The sequence below is a fragment of the Thermosynechococcus sp. TG215 genome, from assembly GCF_031583455.1.
GTDB lineage: Bacteria > Cyanobacteriota > Cyanobacteriia > Thermosynechococcales > Thermosynechococcaceae > Thermosynechococcus.
The window spans coordinates 383,287-399,749 of sequence record NZ_CP134178.1 but is presented as its reverse complement, the minus strand read 5'-3'; the positions used below and the strand labels follow the sequence as shown (position 1 = coordinate 399,749).

The following is a 16,463-nucleotide window of genomic DNA, read 5'->3' as shown; positions in this document are numbered from 1 at the left end:
CTTTTTATTTTGGGCGAAAGCCGTTACCTTAAGCGTATGCCTCTGCGAATTTCTGGCCAGCGATCGCTCAAAACCCTTTCCGGTCACAGTACCCGTCCCACCCGTGCCAAAGTTCGCCAAGCCATTTTCAATATTTGGCAGGGTCGCCTCCAAGGATGTTGCTGGCTGGATTTGTGTGCTGGTACCGGTGCCATGGGAGCAGAAGCCCTGCTGCGGGGTGCCCAGTGGGTGGTGGCGATCGAACAGTCTCCCCAAGCCTGTCAAGTCATCCGCCAAAACTGGTCAACCCTTGCCCAGCCCCATCAGCACACTTTAGTTTTGCGGGGAGATGTGCGCCAGAAATTGACCCAAGTCCCTGTGCCTCAGTTTGACTTCATCTACTTTGATCCTCCCTATAATAGTGACTTATATCTACCCGTTCTCCAGTTAATTTGGCAGCAAAAGTGTCTTAGCCCTGAGGGAGAAATTGCTGTTGAGTGTCGCACAAAAAATCCACCAGATTTAGAGGCGATCTTGGCGATCGGCTGGCAGCAGCAACGCATTAAAATCTATGGCAGCACGACAGTACTCTTCTTGGTTTGTCACAAAAATTGACATTTACAGACATTGGTGGTGCGGAGTTGGTGGCGTGGCAGTTGCAGGAGGCGATTCAAGCGAGATACATTGTCCATGAATATTCTTCAGCGGGTTGCTGTGGGAGACTGAGCTTTGGGGTGGCCTTACTGATTCCGCGGGGAAATGATTCCCCCTTAGAGCTGTTTAATGCAGCGGATTAGGCGCTTTATGAAGCCAAGCACCAAGAGCGCAATCACGTCATCGTCAAACCCATTGTGCAGTCTCCCACCATCCCCCCTAGCTGTTCCTTTAAGAGAAGGATTGTATGCAAACTCGTCCCCTTGGTCGTACAGATATCCAAATTACGCCACTCATTCTTGGCACGTGGCAAGCGGGCAAGCGTTGGTGGGTCGGTATAGAAGATGAGATGTCCATTCGCACGATCCGCACGGCTGTGGAAGCAGGGATGACTACCATTGATACGGCTGAGGTCTATGGCGATGGGCATTCAGAGCGGATTGTGGCCGCAGCGGTCGGTGATTTGCGCGATCGCTGTGTCTATGCAACAAAGGTGTTTGCTAACCACTTGCGCTACAAGGAGGTCATTGCCGCCTGCGAGCGATCGCTGCGCAACCTGAACACTGATTACATTGACCTCTACCAAATTCACTGGCCTGCCGGCTCCTTTGGCTCAGAAATCGTGCCCATCGAGGAAACCATGCAAGCCATGGTGGAGTTGCAAGTGGCGGGCAAAATCCGTGCCATTGGGGTCTCCAACTTTTCCCGTGCTCAACTGGCGGAGGCGATGCAGTACGGACGCATTGAGAGTGTCCAGCCCCCCTATTCCCTCTTTTGGCGCTGGGCAGAAACAGAACTCATCCCCTTCTGTATTGAGCATGAGATTACCGTTTTGGCCTACTCCTCTCTCGCCCAAGGGTTGCTCACGGGTCGCTTTGGTCCCGGCCACCAGTTTGACCCTGAGGATAACCGTGCTAAAAACCAGCTCTTTCAGGGAGAAACCTACGACCGTGCCCTTGAAGCGATTGAGTTGATGAAACCGATTGCCCAGAGCTTGGGCAGCAGTGTCGGGAATTTGGCGTTGGCTTGGCTACTGCATCAACCGCAAACCTGTGCCATTGTTGGTGCCCGCCATCCGGAACAAGTGCTAGAAAATATCAAAGCGGCTGACCTTCAGTTAGATAAGTCCATTTTGGCCATGCTCGATGAAATTAGCCGGCCGGTCATTGCTACCCTTGATCCGGAGAATCCAGTAATGTGGAAGTGGTAGTTCAGATCCACTAACGTCTTTATGGAACTCCTCGGTCTGGGTGCAATTGTTCTCTACTTCTTGATTGCGCTGCGCTTTTGGCAAGGGTTTCACCGCACCTACTACACACAATCGCGCTTTGTTCTCAGCGTGCTGTGGCTACCGCTACTGATGAATAAGTCCTATCGAGAAAACTTTCGCCGAGCGTTGCTGGGCTAGGTGACTGGAGCGATTTGGCTGATTGGCGGCACCCAAGAGAGTCGCTGGATTGCCCAATTAATTGTCTGCCAAGGGTTTCCCTGCTGGGTGAGCGTGACCACAGCGGCGGCCTGCCATCTTTATGACGCGCATCCGTTGTTGAGTTGCCATATCGAGCGCTTGACCCCTGAGCGTGCCCGTGAGTTTATCGAGCAACATTCGATTCAAGCCGTGGTGGATGCGTCCCATCCCTTTGCGGTGGCAATCTCTGCCCTTGCCATTGCCATCAGCCAAGAATTTGGCTTGCCCTACCTGCGCTTTGAACGCCCAGCATTTCCGCCAGCTCTTGGCATCTATACTGATTTGCCAACACTGCTGCAAGGGGATCTCCTCATGGGTGAGCGGGTGTTGCTGACCCTAGGAGTCAAACATTTGGCAGCTTTTGCGCCCCTCCAGCGTCAGGCTACCCTCTTTGCACGGATTTTGCCCACAACAAGCGCACTGGAGGCTGCCTTGGCGGCGGGGTTCGATCGCCAGCGCTTAATTGCCATTTTCCCCCCCGTATCGCGAGAGTTAGAGCGCGCCCTCTGGCAACAGTGGCAGATTACAACGGTGGTGACCAAGGCCTCGGGTACCGAGAGTGAGCAGATCAAGCAGACCCTTGCCCGTGAGCTGGGGGTGAAGCTGATTACCCTGCAACGCCCTGCTCTGGTCTATCCGCGCCAAACGAGCGATCGCGCCGGTATCGAGGCCTTTTTGCAGGAATTAGCCACCTCTAAACAAAGCGATCAGTCACTGCCCCCAGACTACTAGAAGACACGAGTTTGGCATACTTGGCCAATACCCCACGGGTATAGCGAGGTGCCGGGGGCTGCCATTTAGACCGCCGCGCTGCCAGTTCTTCCTCACTGACATTCAGTTGCAGCAGCCGCTGATGGGCATCAATGGTGATCGAGTCTCCTTCTTCCACAAGGGCGATCGTGCCACCTACTGCCGCCTCTGGGGCAACGTGACCCACGACCATGCCATAGGTTCCACCAGAGAAGCGACCATCGGTAATGAGGCCAACACTATCCCCTAAACCGGCACCAATAATGGCAGAGGTGGGAGCCAGCATTTCTCGCATCCCCGGACCACCCACAGGGCCTTCATAGCGAATGACAATGACATCGCCGCGGTTGATCTTACCGGCCAAAATGGCCTCTAAACAGGCCTCCTCAGAGTCAAAGACCCGCGCCGGACCGGTAATCTGCGGATTTTTTACCCCAGAGATTTTGGCGACAGCGCCCTCAGTGGCTAAATTCCCTTTGAGAATGGTCAGGTGGCCGGTGGCGTAGAGAGGCTTGTCAAACGGACGAATCACCTCTTGGTTGGGGTCGGGGGTATCGGGCACATCCCGCAGCCGCTCGGCAATGGTTTCCCCCGTAATCGTGAGGCAATCCCCGTGGAGTAGGCCAGCATTGAGGAGCATTTTCATTACTTGGGGAATGCCCCCTGCCCGATGTAGATCCGCAGTCACGTATTTACCCGAGGGCTTGAGATCGCAGAGGACGGGCACCCGCTGGCGAATGGTTTCAAAGTCATCAATGGTGAGGGGAACCTCGGCACTGTGGGCGATCGCCAGAAAGTGCAGCACGGCATTTGTCGAGCCACCGATCGCCATAATCACACTGAGGGCATTTTCAATGGATTTGCGGGTGATAATATCACGGGGTCGAATATTCTTACGAATCGCCTCCACCAGCACCTTGCCCGCCAACTCTGTATTGTCGGCTTTTTCAGCATCCTCCGCTGTCATTGTTGACGAGTACATTAGGCTCATGCCCATGGCTTCAAAGGCTGAGGACATTGTGTTGGCCGTGAACATACCGCCGCAGGAACCCGCCCCCGGACAAGCATGGTGCTCGATGGCATGGAGCGTCGCCTCATCCATTTTGCCGGCACTAAACTGACCCACCGCTTCAAAGGCGCTAACCACCGTCAGGTCTTGACCCTGCCAATGACCGGGCTTAATCGTGCCCCCATAGACAAAAATGGCGGGAATGTTCATCCGTGCCATGGCAATCATCGCGCCGGGCATATTTTTGTCGCAGCCACCGATCGCCAGCACCCCATCCATACTTTGGGCATTACAGGCGGTCTCAATCGAATCAGCAATCACATCCCGCGAGACGAGAGAGTATTTCATCCCCTCCGTGCCCATGGAAATACCATCGCTGACCGTAATTGTGCCAAACAACTGCGGCATTCCCCCCGCTGCCCGAATGCCTGCTTCGGCACGACTGGCAAGGGCAGCAATCCCCATATTGCAGGGGGTAATCGTACTGTGGGCACTGGCCACCCCAACAATCGGCTTGTTGAAATCCTCATCGCCAAAGCCCACGGCTCGCAGCATGGCTCGGTTGGGGGTGCGTTGAACGCCTTCTGTAATGATGCGACTGCGCCAGTTTTCTGCCATAGTGTTCTCGCGATCGGCCTAAACGTCAATAAAGCATCCTTCTATTTTCCCTCACCCGTGGGCGATCGCTCTAGCGGCCAAGCCAAATAGAGCACTAAAGCCGCAAATAACCCTAAGCCAGAAAGATATTTAACGCTGTTGGGAATTAGCGGATTGGGCGACCAAAAGCCCTCGATAATACCGGCAATCACCAAGAGGGGAACAATGCCAAACATCAGTTGTGCTGCCAAGGCGCCATTGCCTTTGAGTGCGCTCAGGCGACGGTAACGCCCCGGCAAGAGAATCGCTTGCCCCAACAACAGACCCGCAGCACCGGCCAGAAAAATTGCAGGCAGCTCCAAAGCACCATGGGGACTGACAAAAGCCCAAAAGGGATACCCTAGATTGTTTTGAGCCACTAAGGCAGCGATCGCCCCCATGTGCAGACCGTTATTCCAGAGGATATAAAGCGTCCCTAGCCCCCCTAGGATACCTCCCGCTAGCATTGCAAAAGCCACACTCAGGTTATTGGTCATAATGGCACTGGAGGCTAGGGGTTCAACCCCGACGATCGATCCCATCCAGAGCTTGCCCTCCTCTTCCACAAGGGAAAGGATGTCTGCGGGTACCACTAGTTCCAAAAATTGGCGATCGCTCCACGCATACCACCAAGCGATCGCCGCCGCCACCAGAAATACCCCCAAGGCAAAGGCCGTATAGACCCATGTTTGCTGGACAACCGCTGGGAAGCCCCGCTGGAAAAACCACCAAACTTTGCGCCAATCTTGGGAGCGCTGACCCTGATAGACTTGGCTGTAGCTCCGCAAGGTGAGACCCTGCAAATAGTTGACGATGCTACTGCCCAAGCGGCGAGTTTTTGCCCGCGCTAAATCCGCACTAACCAAGCGGTACAACTGACTGAGGCGGCAAATCTCCGTTGCCGATAGCGCTTGAATCCCCTCTGTCTCAGCACGGTTGAGGAGGTGTTCTAGCTCTAGCCACTGCGGCTCTTGGCGGATCAGCCAGCGTTCAACATTCATGACTATCTGATTCCTCTTGAATTGCCCCCAAAAAAGACTCTAGGCGTTTGCGGGGAATGTAGGGCCAGCCGCCATTGGTTTCAATATCCCGCAGTAGTTGATAGAGCGCTTGGCGGTTGGTGGGCAAGGCCGCTTGAAACTGATTGTCACAAATTTCGCGATGCAATTGCTCTAAAAGCCGCAGCAATGCCAACAGGTCATGGACATTTCCATTGGCTCGCTCAGCCGCGATACGGATCCGTTCAGCAAGGGCGTTGAGGTCGGTTGTACTTAAAGAGGATGGCGAGGAAATCATCTTTTCTATAAAGCTTTTTGAATTGGGAATAACGATTTTCTACCACAGTTGCTACGATCGTGTTAGCAAAAAAAGAGGTTTTGTGACCATGTTTCGGACACCTGTTGCCCTTGTGGGGGCAGCAACGTTGAGCCTCAGTCTGGCGATCGCCCCGCCTGCTTTCGCAGAAATGGAAGTGGAAGTGGCTCGCGACAGTAGAGGCCGTGTTTACACTGTGGATATGGATTCCCGTCGCTTTTATAGAAATAGGAATGGCATTATCCAAGTGGATTTTAGCCTCTCGACCCTTGGCGACGATTACTGGCATCGGGCAACGGCGTCCTGTAATCCCTACGATGTTAAGAGTGATTATTACGGTTGGGATTGGACGGGAACCAAAAGCTATCCTCCCGGTACGATAGCGGGTGATATTGCCCGTGCAGTCTGCCGCCGTTAACCTGCTGCTGCACCAATACCCTGTGCAAGGTCAGCGGGAGCAAAAACCCCTAGCTCCGTAATAATGCCACTAATTAAATGGGCAGGGGTGACATCAAAAGCCGGATTGTAAAAATCTACCCCAGCGGGTGTAATGCGGCTAAACCCCACCTGATAAATTTCTTGGGGGTGGCGCTCCTCAATGGGAATTTCCGCCCCAGTAGCAATTTTAGTATCAATTGTAGAAAGGGGGGCGGCGACAAAGAAGGGAATGTTGTGGGCTTTGGCGGCGAGGGCAACACTATAGGTACCAATTTTGTTGGCGGTGTCCCCATTCAAGGCAATGCGATCGGCGCCCACCACCACCGCATCAATCATCCCCCGCTGCATACAGTGCGCCGCCATCGTATCCGCCAGCAGGGTGACAGGAATGCCCTCTTGCACACATTCCCAAGCGGTTAATTTCGCTCCCTGAAGACGAGGACGAGTTTCATCGGCATAGACTCGCTCCAAGCGACCCGCCGCCCAAGCCGCACGAACCACCCCTAACGCTGTTCCATAGCCTGCTGTCGCTAGGGCACCGGCATTGCAGTGGGTAAGCAGGCGCAACTTCTCGGGCGTTTTCGGCAGGACACTAAGGCCGTTTTCACCAATGGCTTGACAGGTTTGCACATCTTCACGGGCAATGGTTTGGGCGGTTTCAAGAAGGTGCTGCTGCAGTTCCTCAAGGCTGGCTGTGGCTTGCTGGGCTGCCCCAAGCATGCGATCGATGGCCCAAAATAAATTCACTGCCGTTGGGCGGGTTTGCCGCAATTCGGAAGCGACATTCTCTAGGTGAGCCAAGAAGCCCTTGCGATCGCTCCCTGTGTATTCCCGTGCCCCCAAGACCATGCCAAAGGCAGCGGCAACCCCAATCGCTGGCGCACCGCGCACAACCATTGTCCGAATGGCGGTGGCCATCTCCGCTGCGGTGGTGATGTCCTTGAGTTCATACTGTTCTGGCAAGCGGGTTTGGTCAATTAACTGCACGCGATCGCCCGCCCACACCACAGGAAAGATGGTTCCGACATTTGCTGTGACAGCCACAACAGCCTCCGTGCTCACTAAAATTGAATACAAATCATAACCCAAGGGAGAACCTATTCAGGCTAGAATTTAGCCCCCTAGGCAAAGGTCAGTTCACCATTCACCTCGAGACGGGTAAATTGGTTGGGAATCAGAAACTGCTCCCCCAAAGCTTCCGCCACACTGGGAGTAATCCAGCCCAGTTGCTTCAACAATTGAATAGCAACGGCATATTTAGCACGCTTCGCACCATCACTCACCTTAATCGCCAATCCCATCCCTTCGCCCACACGACCCACACACTGAATCCCCTCAGCTCCGGACTTACTGAGGATTTCCCCCTCCGTGAGGCGCATCAGCTCGCTATCAAAGGCACCGGGACCGGCAACAAAATCAGGGTGGTGGGTCATGGCACGAACGACGCGCTCCATTGCCCAGTCATTGCCCGAGGCCAGTTGGCCGTAAAGGGTGGCCATCTGCACCAGTTGCATCAAATACGTGGGCGCCCCACAGTCGTCGTGGGCACAGATAAATTCTGCGGCGGGCATCTTCAGTAGTTCCGCCACCTTGGAGAGGATCAGAGCCTGAACGGGGTGATTTTTGTGCAGATAACTTGCCAATGGCCAATTGCGCTGTTGACAAACCGCCAGCATCCCCGCATGTTTACCCGAACAGTTGTGCTGCAGTGCCCCTTGGCGGCCGGGGGGAACGGGACATTGCAAGGCAGTGGGATCCACATCGGCACGCCAGAGGATGTTAAAGACTTGGCGGACTTGCTCAATACGCCCTTGGTGGGAACTACAGATAATCGCGAGGTCGCGATCGCTCAAGTCAAACCGCTCCATCGTTCCCGTGGTGGTCACTGCCAAGGCTTGAAAGGGCTTGAGGGCAGAGCGGATAAAAGCAGCGGTTTCCGCATTTCCTGCAAGGGCAAGAATTCGGCCACGGGCATCACAGACCACGGCATGGGCATGGTGGCGCGACTCAACAATCCCTTCCCGCAGTAAGCAAACATCGAGCAGAGGGGCTTGGGTGCGTTTGGACATAGGTTCGGTCATGCAGGTCAATGAGCAACAATATCAGCAGCAGCTACAGGAGTGCCCAAGCAAGGGTCAGTCCCAAAGAAAAGATCACGAGCGCCAAAAGGGTTACCTGTAACCGTTGTAAAATCGGGCGCAACTCGTAGGTATAGATCAGGCGATCTTGAGCCAATTCAGTTTCGGGTTTTTGCCACTCCTGACCGTCGTACCAGCCCGTTTCCTCATAAATGACCGTGGGACGGTGCAGCCGATCGCCCACATAAGCCCAACCGAGTACAAGGCGCAAAAGAATCAGCAACAGCAGGAAGTTTGCTCCTAGCACCCCAGCGAAGAAAACATGTAGGGGTGCCTCTTGCACTGAAAAGCTGGCGATCGCCACCGGACCACTAATGAGCCAAGCCATCCCCCACAGCAGTAGCAAACGCCTTTGAAAACGCGGCCGCGGCCAACTCGACCATTCAAAAAACCAAGAGGCTTTGAGGTCACGATATTCGTTGATCGGTCGTTGATCTGCCGGGACAGGACAGAAAATCTGAGACACAGTGGCACAAGTTCAAGGACGCTGTTTCCAGCATACCAGTCTCGCTGAAATCGTGGATCGCCACACCATGCATGAAATCGGGCGATCGCCTCGTACACTAGAGGATGTCACGGCTCCACCTCGCCTAGTGGGGCAGAAATTTTGTTGGTATATTGATTATTCCCTAGCTCCCTTGCGGCACCTTTGATGGAATGGCACCAGTCTGACGTTGCACAACTACGGGTTATTGACCAGTTGCTGGCCGGGCACAACCTGAGTCCAGCACAGTACGATATTACGCGCCGTGTGATTTATGCGACGGGGGATTTAGAGTATCTGAATTTGATTATTTACTCAGAGCAGGCCCTGCAATCCGGTGTGGCTGCCCTTGCCGCTCATACCCCGATTGTGGTGGATGTGACGATGGTGCAGGTGGGGGTGCTCTCCTACACCCAAAACACCTTTGGCAATCCCATTTACTGTGGGGCAGAAACCTTCACCCGTCCGCAGCAGGAAAAGTCCCGCATTGCTTTTGGCATAGAAACCTTGGCACGACGCCATCCCACGGCTATTTTTGTCCTCAGTAGTGATCATTCAGCCCTAGAACCCCTCCTGACTTTAGTGGAGGCTCAGGAAATTCGCCCTGCCTTGATTATTGACGCTGCCCCCAATTTTCTCCCCCCCATTTTGGATCGCCTGCAAAAGTCTTGGGTGCCCCACATCTCCATTAAGGGTTGCAAGGGGGGCGTGAGCGTTGCCACAGCAATTATGAACGGTTTACTCAAGTTGGCTTGGACGGCCTATGGTGACCCCCTTCCCTGAGACAAGTGAATGGCTCTGTATCGGCCAAATTGTCGGTGCCCACGGCCTGCGGGGGGAGGTTAAGGTCAAGCCCTTTAGCGATTTTCCCGAACGCTTTACCGTGGCGGGTTCTCGTTGGTTGCGATCGCCCCGGCAGCCCCAACCCCATGCGGTTACCCTCGTGCGCGGGCGATTTTTACCCCGTGCCGAACAGTTTGTGGTTACCTTTGCCGAAGTCAGCGATCGCACCGCAGCGGAGGCACTCAAGGGGGCAGAAATTTTAGTCCCCGCCAGCGATCGCCCACCCCTTGCCGCAAATGAATACCACCTCATGGACTTGATTGGACTTGCCGTGTATCACCAAGGTGAGCGAGTTGGCGAAGTGGTGGGCTTGGTCAATGCCGGCAATGACTTACTAGAAGTGCAGTTACTCGACCCAGCGCAAGAAGCCCGCCGATCAGTGTATATTCCCTTTGTGCCAGCCATCGTGCCGGTGGTTGATCTAGCAGCCCGCAGAATTGAAATTGATCCCCCCTTGGGGCTGTTGCCCTGATCAATCCCTACCAAAATCGTTAATAATAGGGATACTTCTATTTTTTTAGCCCTGACTCTTGAGATTGTTGTTGAGTGAGTTGCCCCAACCCATCCCTTAAAACCCATTAATTCCACCTTGACGGTAGCCTTTACCTGAGCGATCGCGATCGCCCTACCGTTTGCCCCTTCGTAGAGATTTCAGAGCCTTTGAGAGACAGCATGAGCATTGGTAAAGTTCGCATTTATGACCTATCAAAAGAACTCAACCTAGATAATCGAGATTTATTGGCGATCTGTGAACAGTTGGGAATTGCCTATAAAAGTCACAGCAGCACAATTTCCGATGCCGATGCCGATCGCATTCGCGAAGCGGCCAAAACCTATCAACCCCATAGTGCCTCACCCCGTAAAGTTTCAAAAACACCTCCTCCTGTGAAGAAAGCCCCAGCCCCTCCAAAAACGCAGCAAATTGTTGCTGTCCACACTCAACCCCGCTCTGAGACGCCAGAAGCGCCCAAGCCTCAATTACAACAACCTCCCGCTCGTCCCCAAGCACCGCAGCCCCCTGCGCGACCCACACCCCCTGCACCAGTTGCCACCAAGGCAGTGGAACCTGTGGCGCCCAAACCCCCTACACCTCCCGCAAAACCCGAACCGACACCACCGCGTCCAGCGCCTACTTTAGTCCCTCCGCCCGCCCGCCCCACCAAGAAAGTGGAAAAAGTCGCTGCGGCTCCCCCACCCCGCAAAGAGCTAAAGGAACCCCCCAAAAAAGAAAAGGTGGCGATCGCTCCTGCGAAACCCAGCAGTCAAGATCGCATTGAAATTGTCCAGCGGGCAGTTCCCCCGGCACCCGTCAACCCCCCGGAAATGGCGCCCAAGCCAGCTTTACCAGAGCTACAACCGCCACCCAAACCCGTTGCGCCAGTCCTGCGGGCACCCAATCCACCCAAGCCCGTCACCGAAACCGTTGAGGTACTCGATGACAAGTCCGTTAGCAAAGTCATCAAAGACCGCCACCGTCACAAAGACTTTGATGATGAGGAGAACAAACGGAAATCCTCCCGCGTCGTCAAGTTGCGTGAAGAAGTCATTGACGAAGAGGAAGAACTAGAACTCACCAGCCGTTTGGTCGGGGTACACCAAGTAACCGTTGATGTCAGCCAATCGCTGCAACGGCCACCCAAGCCCAAGGCGCCTCGTCCCGCCCGTCCCGTTACACCAGCGGCGAAAACCGAAAAAAGCAGCGAGAAAAAACAACCCCGGCATCGCGATCGCCGTCACGAAGAGCCAGCCGAAGCACCACCGCCCGATCACATTACGATTGAAGGCCCGATGTCAGTGCAGGAGTTGGCCAGTTTAGTGCGTCGCCCCGAAGCGGAAATCATTAAAATTCTCTTCTTTAAGGGAATTGCCGCCACCATCAACCAAACCCTTGAGGTGGAAACAATTGAACTCGTGGCCAAGGAATTGGGGATTACGGTGGAAACGGCACAGCAGAAAGCCGAGGCCACAAAAGTCACCGAAATGCTGGAGTCGAGCGACCTCGATCACCTGCAACGGCGTCCACCCGTGGTCACGATTATGGGTCACGTGGATCATGGCAAAACCAGCCTTCTCGATGCCATTCGCAATGCCAAAGTGGCTCAAGGGGAAGCAGGCGGCATCACCCAACACATTGGCGCCTACCACGTGGATGTCGAACACAACGGCGAAAAACATCAGGTAGTCTTTCTCGATACCCCCGGTCACGAAGCCTTTACCGCCATGCGGGCACGGGGGGCACGGGTCACCGATATTGCTGTTCTCGTGGTTGCTGCCGATGATGGGGTGCAACCTCAAACCATTGAAGCCATTAGCCACGCCAAAGCAGCTAAAGTGCCGATCATTGTCGCCATTAACAAAATTGACAAAGAGTCTGCCCAACCGGAGCGGGTCAAGCAGGAACTCACTGAATACGGCTTGGTGCCCGAAGAGTGGGGCGGCGACACGATTATGGTGCCTGTCAGTGCCCTGCAACAGCAAAATCTCGATACGCTCCTAGAAATGATCCTGCTGGTGGCTGAGGTGGAGGATCTCTACGCCAATCCCGATCGCCCTGCCAAAGGCACCGTCATTGAAGCCCACTTGGATCGGGCACGGGGACCTGTGGCCACATTGCTGGTACAAAACGGTACCCTGCGGGTCGGCGATATTCTGGTGGCAGGTGCCTGTTTTGGTCGGGTTCGCGCCATGATTGACGATCGCGGGCAGCGTGTCGAGGCAGCAACCCCCTCCTTTGCTGTCGAAGTCTTGGGTCTGGCGGATGTCCCTGCTGCCGGGGATGAATTTGAAGTCCTCAGCGATGAAAAAGCCGCCCGTGCCCTTGCGGAGGAGCGAGCCGCCGCTCAACGCCAATCCCGCCTTGCCCAAGCCGCAGCCGCCCGGCGGGTCTCCCTTACCTCGTTGTCCAGTCAAGCCCGCGAAGGGGAACTCAAAGAACTCAATCTCATTCTCAAAGCCGACGTTCAAGGTTCCGTCGAGGCGATTTTGGCGGCCCTCAACCAACTGCCCCAAGATCAAGTACAGTTGCGAGTCTTGTTGGCTGCCCCCGGCGAAATTACTGAAACCGATGTTGACCTTGCCGCCGCCAGTAGTGCCGTCATCATTGGCTTTAATACCACCCTTGCCTCAGGGGCACGCCAAGCGGCTGAGCAGCACAACGTTGATGTCCGCGAATACAACATCATCTATAAGCTCCTCGATGATATTCAAGGGGCAATGGAGGGGATGCTGGAACCCGAACTGGTCGAGGAAGAACTGGGTCAAGCCGAAGTGCGAGCTATCTTCCCCCTCAGCAAAGGAGCTGTGGCCGGTTGTTATGTCCTCAATGGCAAGCTCGTGCGCAACTGCAAAGTACGGGTGCTGCGCCAGCAAAGTGTCATTCACACAGGCATCTTGAGTTCGCTAAAACGCATGAAGGACGATGTCCGCGAAGTTGCGGCGGGCTACGAATGTGGTGTGCGCTTGGATGATTTTCAACAATGGCAGGAAGGAGATATTATTTACGCCTTCCAAACAGTAACAAAACGTCGTAGTCTTGGCGGCAGTAGCGATAAAAAGTAGCACCCCTTAGCCTCCATGGATTCTCTGGCGGGGGGTGCTGCCTGCCGATGTGCTAAACTGAGTTGGGGTTGAGCAATGGGTAGCCTCAAGCCCGATCAACTGCAAAGATGAAAGTCGGTATGGGATGGCAGCGTCGTACCTTTTTGCGCCATGTCTCTCAAGGAATCGCGATATCTATAATTGCCACAGCCAGCAAGAGCCTGCTGACGGCCTGTGGCGGGAAGGCGGATTCCTTGTCTGGATCTACGGCGACAGGGATCATCTCAAGCAATGGCCTGCTCAGTCCCGGTACATTGACTTGGGGGGCGGATCCGATTGAGGGTGCCCCCTACGTTTTTTACGATCCAGCGGATCGCCGCAGGTTGATTGGCTTTGAGGTGGAAATTGCTGAAGCAATCGCACGCCTGATGGGAGTCAGGGCATTTTTTTTTGAGGTGTCCTATGATCAACTGTTCGCTGCCCTTGCCGCCAATCGCTTTGACATGATTCTTAACGGTTGGGAAATCACCACTGATCGCAAGCGCATCCAATGGTTTTCCCAGCCCTACTACCGCTACGGCCAACAGATTGTAGTGCGAGCAGATGACCCCCGCTTCGAAAAATACACTGCCACCAGTGAAGTTACCCTAGCCAATCTGGCTGGCATGACCGTTGGCACTGGTATGAGCTACAAGGCGCAGGAAATTCTAGAGAAAGACCCCCGCATCAAAACCCGTCTCTATGATGATGCAACGGGGTTTATGAATGCTCTAGCCATCGGGCATGTTGATGCTCTGCTCGTCGACTTCCCGATAGTGGCCTACTACGTTCTTGGTGCCGGTTCGGGGGGCACAGTGAACAATAGCCTGCGCCCAATTGGTGTCCCGATCTTTTTGGATAACTATGTGATTGCCTTTAATAAGAACAACCCCAAAGGAGAAACCCTCAAAACAGAAGTTGATCAAGCCATCGACATCCTCAAGAAGGACGGCACATTACGCCGCATCTACGAAAAATGGAAAATATGGAATGATCAACAGACCCAAATTGGGATTGTGTGACATCCTCCCGACGCTGACCCTACGGTTCTCAACCTCACTTCTCGATTGTGGGGCGAGGGATGACTAAATAAAATTGTGAGGATGGTATTAGGGAGTAGGGCAAGCAGGTTAATCCAGCGGCTCATACTTGGATCCTACTCCCTTGTATCCAGTATTAACCCAGTTGATTGAGGGGAGGCTGGCCACGCATTTGCCGTAGGGCATTTAGACACAGGGGACAATCACAGCCAAATAGCGCGATCGCGGTATTACTTTCTTCCTCAGTAAACTCTAGTACAGGAGGGGGCAGCGAACCATTATCACGGCTAGCTTGCAGTTTCGTTTCCTGAGCGCCTAGGCGAGTACAGACCAGTTGAAACTTCTGGTGGGGATTAGTGACACACTCACTGCTTTCTGGAGGTGGCACGGGAATGGGGGTACTGAGTTGGGCATGGGCAGGTGCAATCAATGGGACCAAGCTCAGGACGGATGCAAAAAAGGTAGGGCTGACTAAAAGAGCGAGACGCAAAGCTGACATAGGGTTTCCTCACAACTTGTTACTTGATTTTGGAAAAGGTCTGTATCGCTAGTCTAACGATGATTGCTTGATTTGGCGCAGCCGCGCAATATTCTGAATGCGAAAGCTCATCTTGCTCTTAGGATTGAGATTGTCGTTGCTGGCAATTTGTCGTAGGGCAGGGGATGCGATCGCCCACAATCAGGGTACGCCACTGTTCTGGTTTTAGGCGGGTTTGTGCCACCCGTTGCAGATCTGCTGCCGTTGCGGCTTTAACGGCTCGCTGATAGCGGAAGATAAAATCCTTGGGCAAATCGTAGTATTCGTAGCGCAGGAGACGATTGAGAATTTGCAGGCGATCGCGAAAATTAAAGACAAAGGAGTTGAGAATACTGTCTTTGGCGTAGTTCAGTTCTGCGGCACTAACGGGTTCCTGTTGCAGTCGCTGGATTTCCTGCCGTAGGGCGCTGAGAAACTTGGCTGTAGTCTGGGTTTGGGTTTGTCCCACCCCATAGAAGACCCCTGGATAGTCAAATTCGGGACTCCAAGCGGCATAGACACTATAGGCCAAGCCTTGGCGCGATCGCACTTCATTGAAAAGACGCCCGCCAAAGCCATTGAGAACCCCATTGAGAACATAGAGGTTAAACACGTCCGGATCTTTGAGCGTCCCCCCCAATTGCCCCGTGTAGATGTAGCTTTGGGAGAGATGGGGGCGATTAATCACCACCGTTGTTGGCGACGTATCAACTGTTACCCTAGGTAAGGGGGGCAAAGGAGGTAAGTTCGGTGGATCTTGCCATGAGCCAAAAATTGTTTCAAGGCGATCGCCCATTTGTGAGGCATCAAAGTCGCCCACCAAGCCCAAAATACAGCGGGAGGGAGCGAGGTACCTGCGGTAAAACTGCTGCACATCCGCCGGTGTGATCTTGGCAAGGGTTTCTAACTCTTGGGTGCGGGCATAGGGACTCTCCGCACCGTAGATCAGCTTGTAAAATTCCCGTTCTGCTTGGGCATTGGGTTGATCATCGCGGCGTTGAATGATCCCCTGTCGGCGCCGAATCGCCAGTTCAAATCGCTCTGGTTCTACTGCTGGCGCTTGGAGCATCTCCGCTAGTTGGCTTAGAACCGCTTCACTGTGTTCCTTGAGGCTGTTGAAATTAATCCGCCCTAAACTTTTGCCGACACCCGATTCAATGGCTGCTGCTCGATCCTCAAGCCATTGGTCAATTTCAGCGGCACGATGAACTTGGGTGCCACCCGTGCGAATCAGGTCGCCACTGACTTCTGCCAAACCCACCTGAGCCGGCGGATCCCAACGACTACCTGCCCGAAAGATTAAGGTGCCTCGCACCAAGGGCCACTCGTGATCCTCTAGGAGATAGACCACCATCCCATTGGCCAACTGACGGCGTTCATAGGCCGGCACTTGAATTTCCGGTAAGGGGGGAAATGTCAGCTCAGTGTAGTGCTTGGGGGTCATGGCTGCTGCCAAAGAGGGTGGGATCAACCATAGCAGGAGAGCCGCTACGAGTCCAAGGCAAAGCGATCGCCCCACTGGACGGCGTCTTTGGAGCCAGACAGCCATCGAGAGAAAAAGAATAAAAATAATCCGATAGGATGAAGCCAACATATAACGGTTTTCCAAATTATGGG

At 54.2% G+C, this 16,463-nt stretch carries 19 protein-coding genes; 11 read left to right on the top strand and 8 right to left on the bottom strand.

The features are described from left to right. Positions 1-36: 36 nt before the first annotated feature. From rsmD to RHJ02_RS01840, 5 genes are all read left to right on the top strand, one after another. Positions 37-594 (top strand): 16S rRNA (guanine(966)-N(2))-methyltransferase RsmD, encoded by a 558-nt coding sequence (gene rsmD / locus RHJ02_RS01860; protein ID WP_310453186.1) that lies wholly within the window; start codon positions 37-39, stop codon positions 592-594. After that, positions 591-776 (top strand): hypothetical protein, encoded by a 186-nt coding sequence (locus RHJ02_RS01855; protein ID WP_206200827.1) that lies wholly within the window; start codon positions 591-593, stop codon positions 774-776. Before rsmD ends, RHJ02_RS01855 begins: the two co-directional genes overlap by 4 nt. A 104-nt stretch (positions 777-880) precedes the next feature. Further along, positions 881-1,843 carry an aldo/keto reductase gene (locus RHJ02_RS01850; protein ID WP_206200826.1) on the top strand — a complete coding sequence of 321 codons (963 nt, stop codon included), beginning with the start codon at positions 881-883 and terminating at the stop codon, positions 1,841-1,843. Between the two features lie 21 nt (positions 1,844-1,864). Next, a complete protein-coding gene (locus RHJ02_RS01845) occupies positions 1,865-2,041 on the top strand; it encodes a hypothetical protein (RefSeq protein ID WP_206200825.1) in 177 nt (58 codons plus the stop codon). Further along, positions 2,042-2,833, top strand: coding sequence for a cobalt-precorrin-6A reductase (locus RHJ02_RS01840; RefSeq protein ID WP_206200824.1), 792 nt, complete (start codon positions 2,042-2,044; stop codon positions 2,831-2,833). On the opposite strand, the gene ilvD is transcribed toward RHJ02_RS01840, so the two are convergent. Genes ilvD through RHJ02_RS01825 form a run of 3 tightly spaced genes read right to left on the bottom strand, consistent with a single transcriptional unit; the run spans position 2,796 to position 5,792 of the window. Beyond that, complete coding sequence (gene ilvD, locus RHJ02_RS01835) at positions 2,796-4,478, bottom strand: dihydroxy-acid dehydratase (RefSeq protein WP_310800395.1); 1,683 nt, start codon at positions 4,476-4,478, stop codon at positions 2,796-2,798. The two genes, RHJ02_RS01840 and ilvD, sit on opposite strands and share 38 nt — an antisense overlap. Positions 4,479-4,519: 41 nt before the next feature. Then, positions 4,520-5,497, bottom strand: coding sequence for a stage II sporulation protein M (locus RHJ02_RS01830; protein WP_206200822.1), 978 nt, complete (start codon positions 5,495-5,497; stop codon positions 4,520-4,522). Beyond that, positions 5,487-5,792, bottom strand: coding sequence for a hypothetical protein (locus RHJ02_RS01825; RefSeq protein ID WP_206200821.1), 306 nt, complete (start codon positions 5,790-5,792; stop codon positions 5,487-5,489). The genes RHJ02_RS01830 and RHJ02_RS01825 overlap by 11 nt, the downstream gene beginning before the upstream one ends. A gap of 88 nt (positions 5,793-5,880) precedes the next feature. On the opposite strand from RHJ02_RS01825, the gene RHJ02_RS01820 reads away from it, so the two are divergent. Beyond that, positions 5,881-6,228: a hypothetical protein gene (locus RHJ02_RS01820; protein WP_310800394.1), complete on the top strand. Its 348-nt coding sequence runs from the start codon at positions 5,881-5,883 to the stop codon at positions 6,226-6,228. Here RHJ02_RS01820 and mtnA read toward each other — a convergent pair. The 3 genes from mtnA to RHJ02_RS01805 form a co-directional block, all read right to left on the bottom strand. Further along, entirely contained in the window at positions 6,225-7,292 is a 1,068-nt protein-coding gene (mtnA, locus tag RHJ02_RS01815; protein WP_310743287.1) for an S-methyl-5-thioribose-1-phosphate isomerase, read from the bottom strand. The genes RHJ02_RS01820 and mtnA overlap by 4 nt on opposite strands. 77 nt (positions 7,293-7,369) lie before the next feature. After that, positions 7,370-8,317 (bottom strand): asparaginase, encoded by a 948-nt coding sequence (locus RHJ02_RS01810; RefSeq protein ID WP_255451666.1) that lies wholly within the window; start codon positions 8,315-8,317, stop codon positions 7,370-7,372. Between the two features lie 43 nt (positions 8,318-8,360). Further along, the gene (locus tag RHJ02_RS01805; RefSeq protein ID WP_310437936.1) at positions 8,361-8,852 is read right to left on the bottom strand and encodes a CGLD27 family protein; all 492 of its coding nucleotides are present in this window, start codon (positions 8,850-8,852) and stop codon (positions 8,361-8,363) included. 1 nt (position 8,853) lies between these two features. Between RHJ02_RS01805 and RHJ02_RS01800 the strand changes: the two genes are divergently transcribed. The 5 genes from RHJ02_RS01800 (at position 8,854) to RHJ02_RS01780 (ending at position 14,311) form a co-directional block, all read left to right on the top strand. Further along, on the top strand, positions 8,854-9,039 hold the full coding sequence (locus tag RHJ02_RS01800) for a hypothetical protein (protein ID WP_302677145.1): 186 nt from the start codon (positions 8,854-8,856) through the stop codon (positions 9,037-9,039). Then, a complete protein-coding gene (locus RHJ02_RS01795) occupies positions 9,039-9,653 on the top strand; it encodes a precorrin-8X methylmutase (protein ID WP_302677778.1) in 615 nt (204 codons plus the stop codon). The genes RHJ02_RS01800 and RHJ02_RS01795 overlap by 1 nt, the downstream gene beginning before the upstream one ends. Further along, positions 9,634-10,185 carry a ribosome maturation factor RimM gene (rimM, locus tag RHJ02_RS01790; RefSeq protein WP_310800393.1) on the top strand — a complete coding sequence of 184 codons (552 nt, stop codon included), beginning with the start codon at positions 9,634-9,636 and terminating at the stop codon, positions 10,183-10,185. Before RHJ02_RS01795 ends, rimM begins: the two co-directional genes overlap by 20 nt. A gap of 200 nt (positions 10,186-10,385) precedes the next feature. Continuing rightward, positions 10,386-13,271, top strand: coding sequence for a translation initiation factor IF-2 (gene infB / locus RHJ02_RS01785; RefSeq protein ID WP_310743286.1), 2,886 nt, complete (start codon positions 10,386-10,388; stop codon positions 13,269-13,271). 119 nt (positions 13,272-13,390) lie between these two features. Next, complete coding sequence (locus RHJ02_RS01780) at positions 13,391-14,311, top strand: ABC transporter substrate-binding protein (RefSeq protein ID WP_310800392.1); 921 nt, start codon at positions 13,391-13,393, stop codon at positions 14,309-14,311. Between the two features lie 154 nt (positions 14,312-14,465). Here RHJ02_RS01780 and RHJ02_RS01775 read toward each other — a convergent pair whose 3' ends face one another. Together RHJ02_RS01775 and RHJ02_RS01770 are read right to left on the bottom strand one after the other, a co-directional pair. Continuing rightward, a complete protein-coding gene (locus RHJ02_RS01775; protein WP_310800391.1) occupies positions 14,466-14,768 on the bottom strand; it encodes a hypothetical protein in 303 nt (100 codons plus the stop codon). A 178-nt stretch (positions 14,769-14,946) separates the two neighbouring features. Further along, complete coding sequence (locus tag RHJ02_RS01770; protein WP_310800390.1) at positions 14,947-16,440, bottom strand: pitrilysin family protein; 1,494 nt, start codon at positions 16,438-16,440, stop codon at positions 14,947-14,949. Positions 16,441-16,463: the final 23 nt, after the last annotated feature.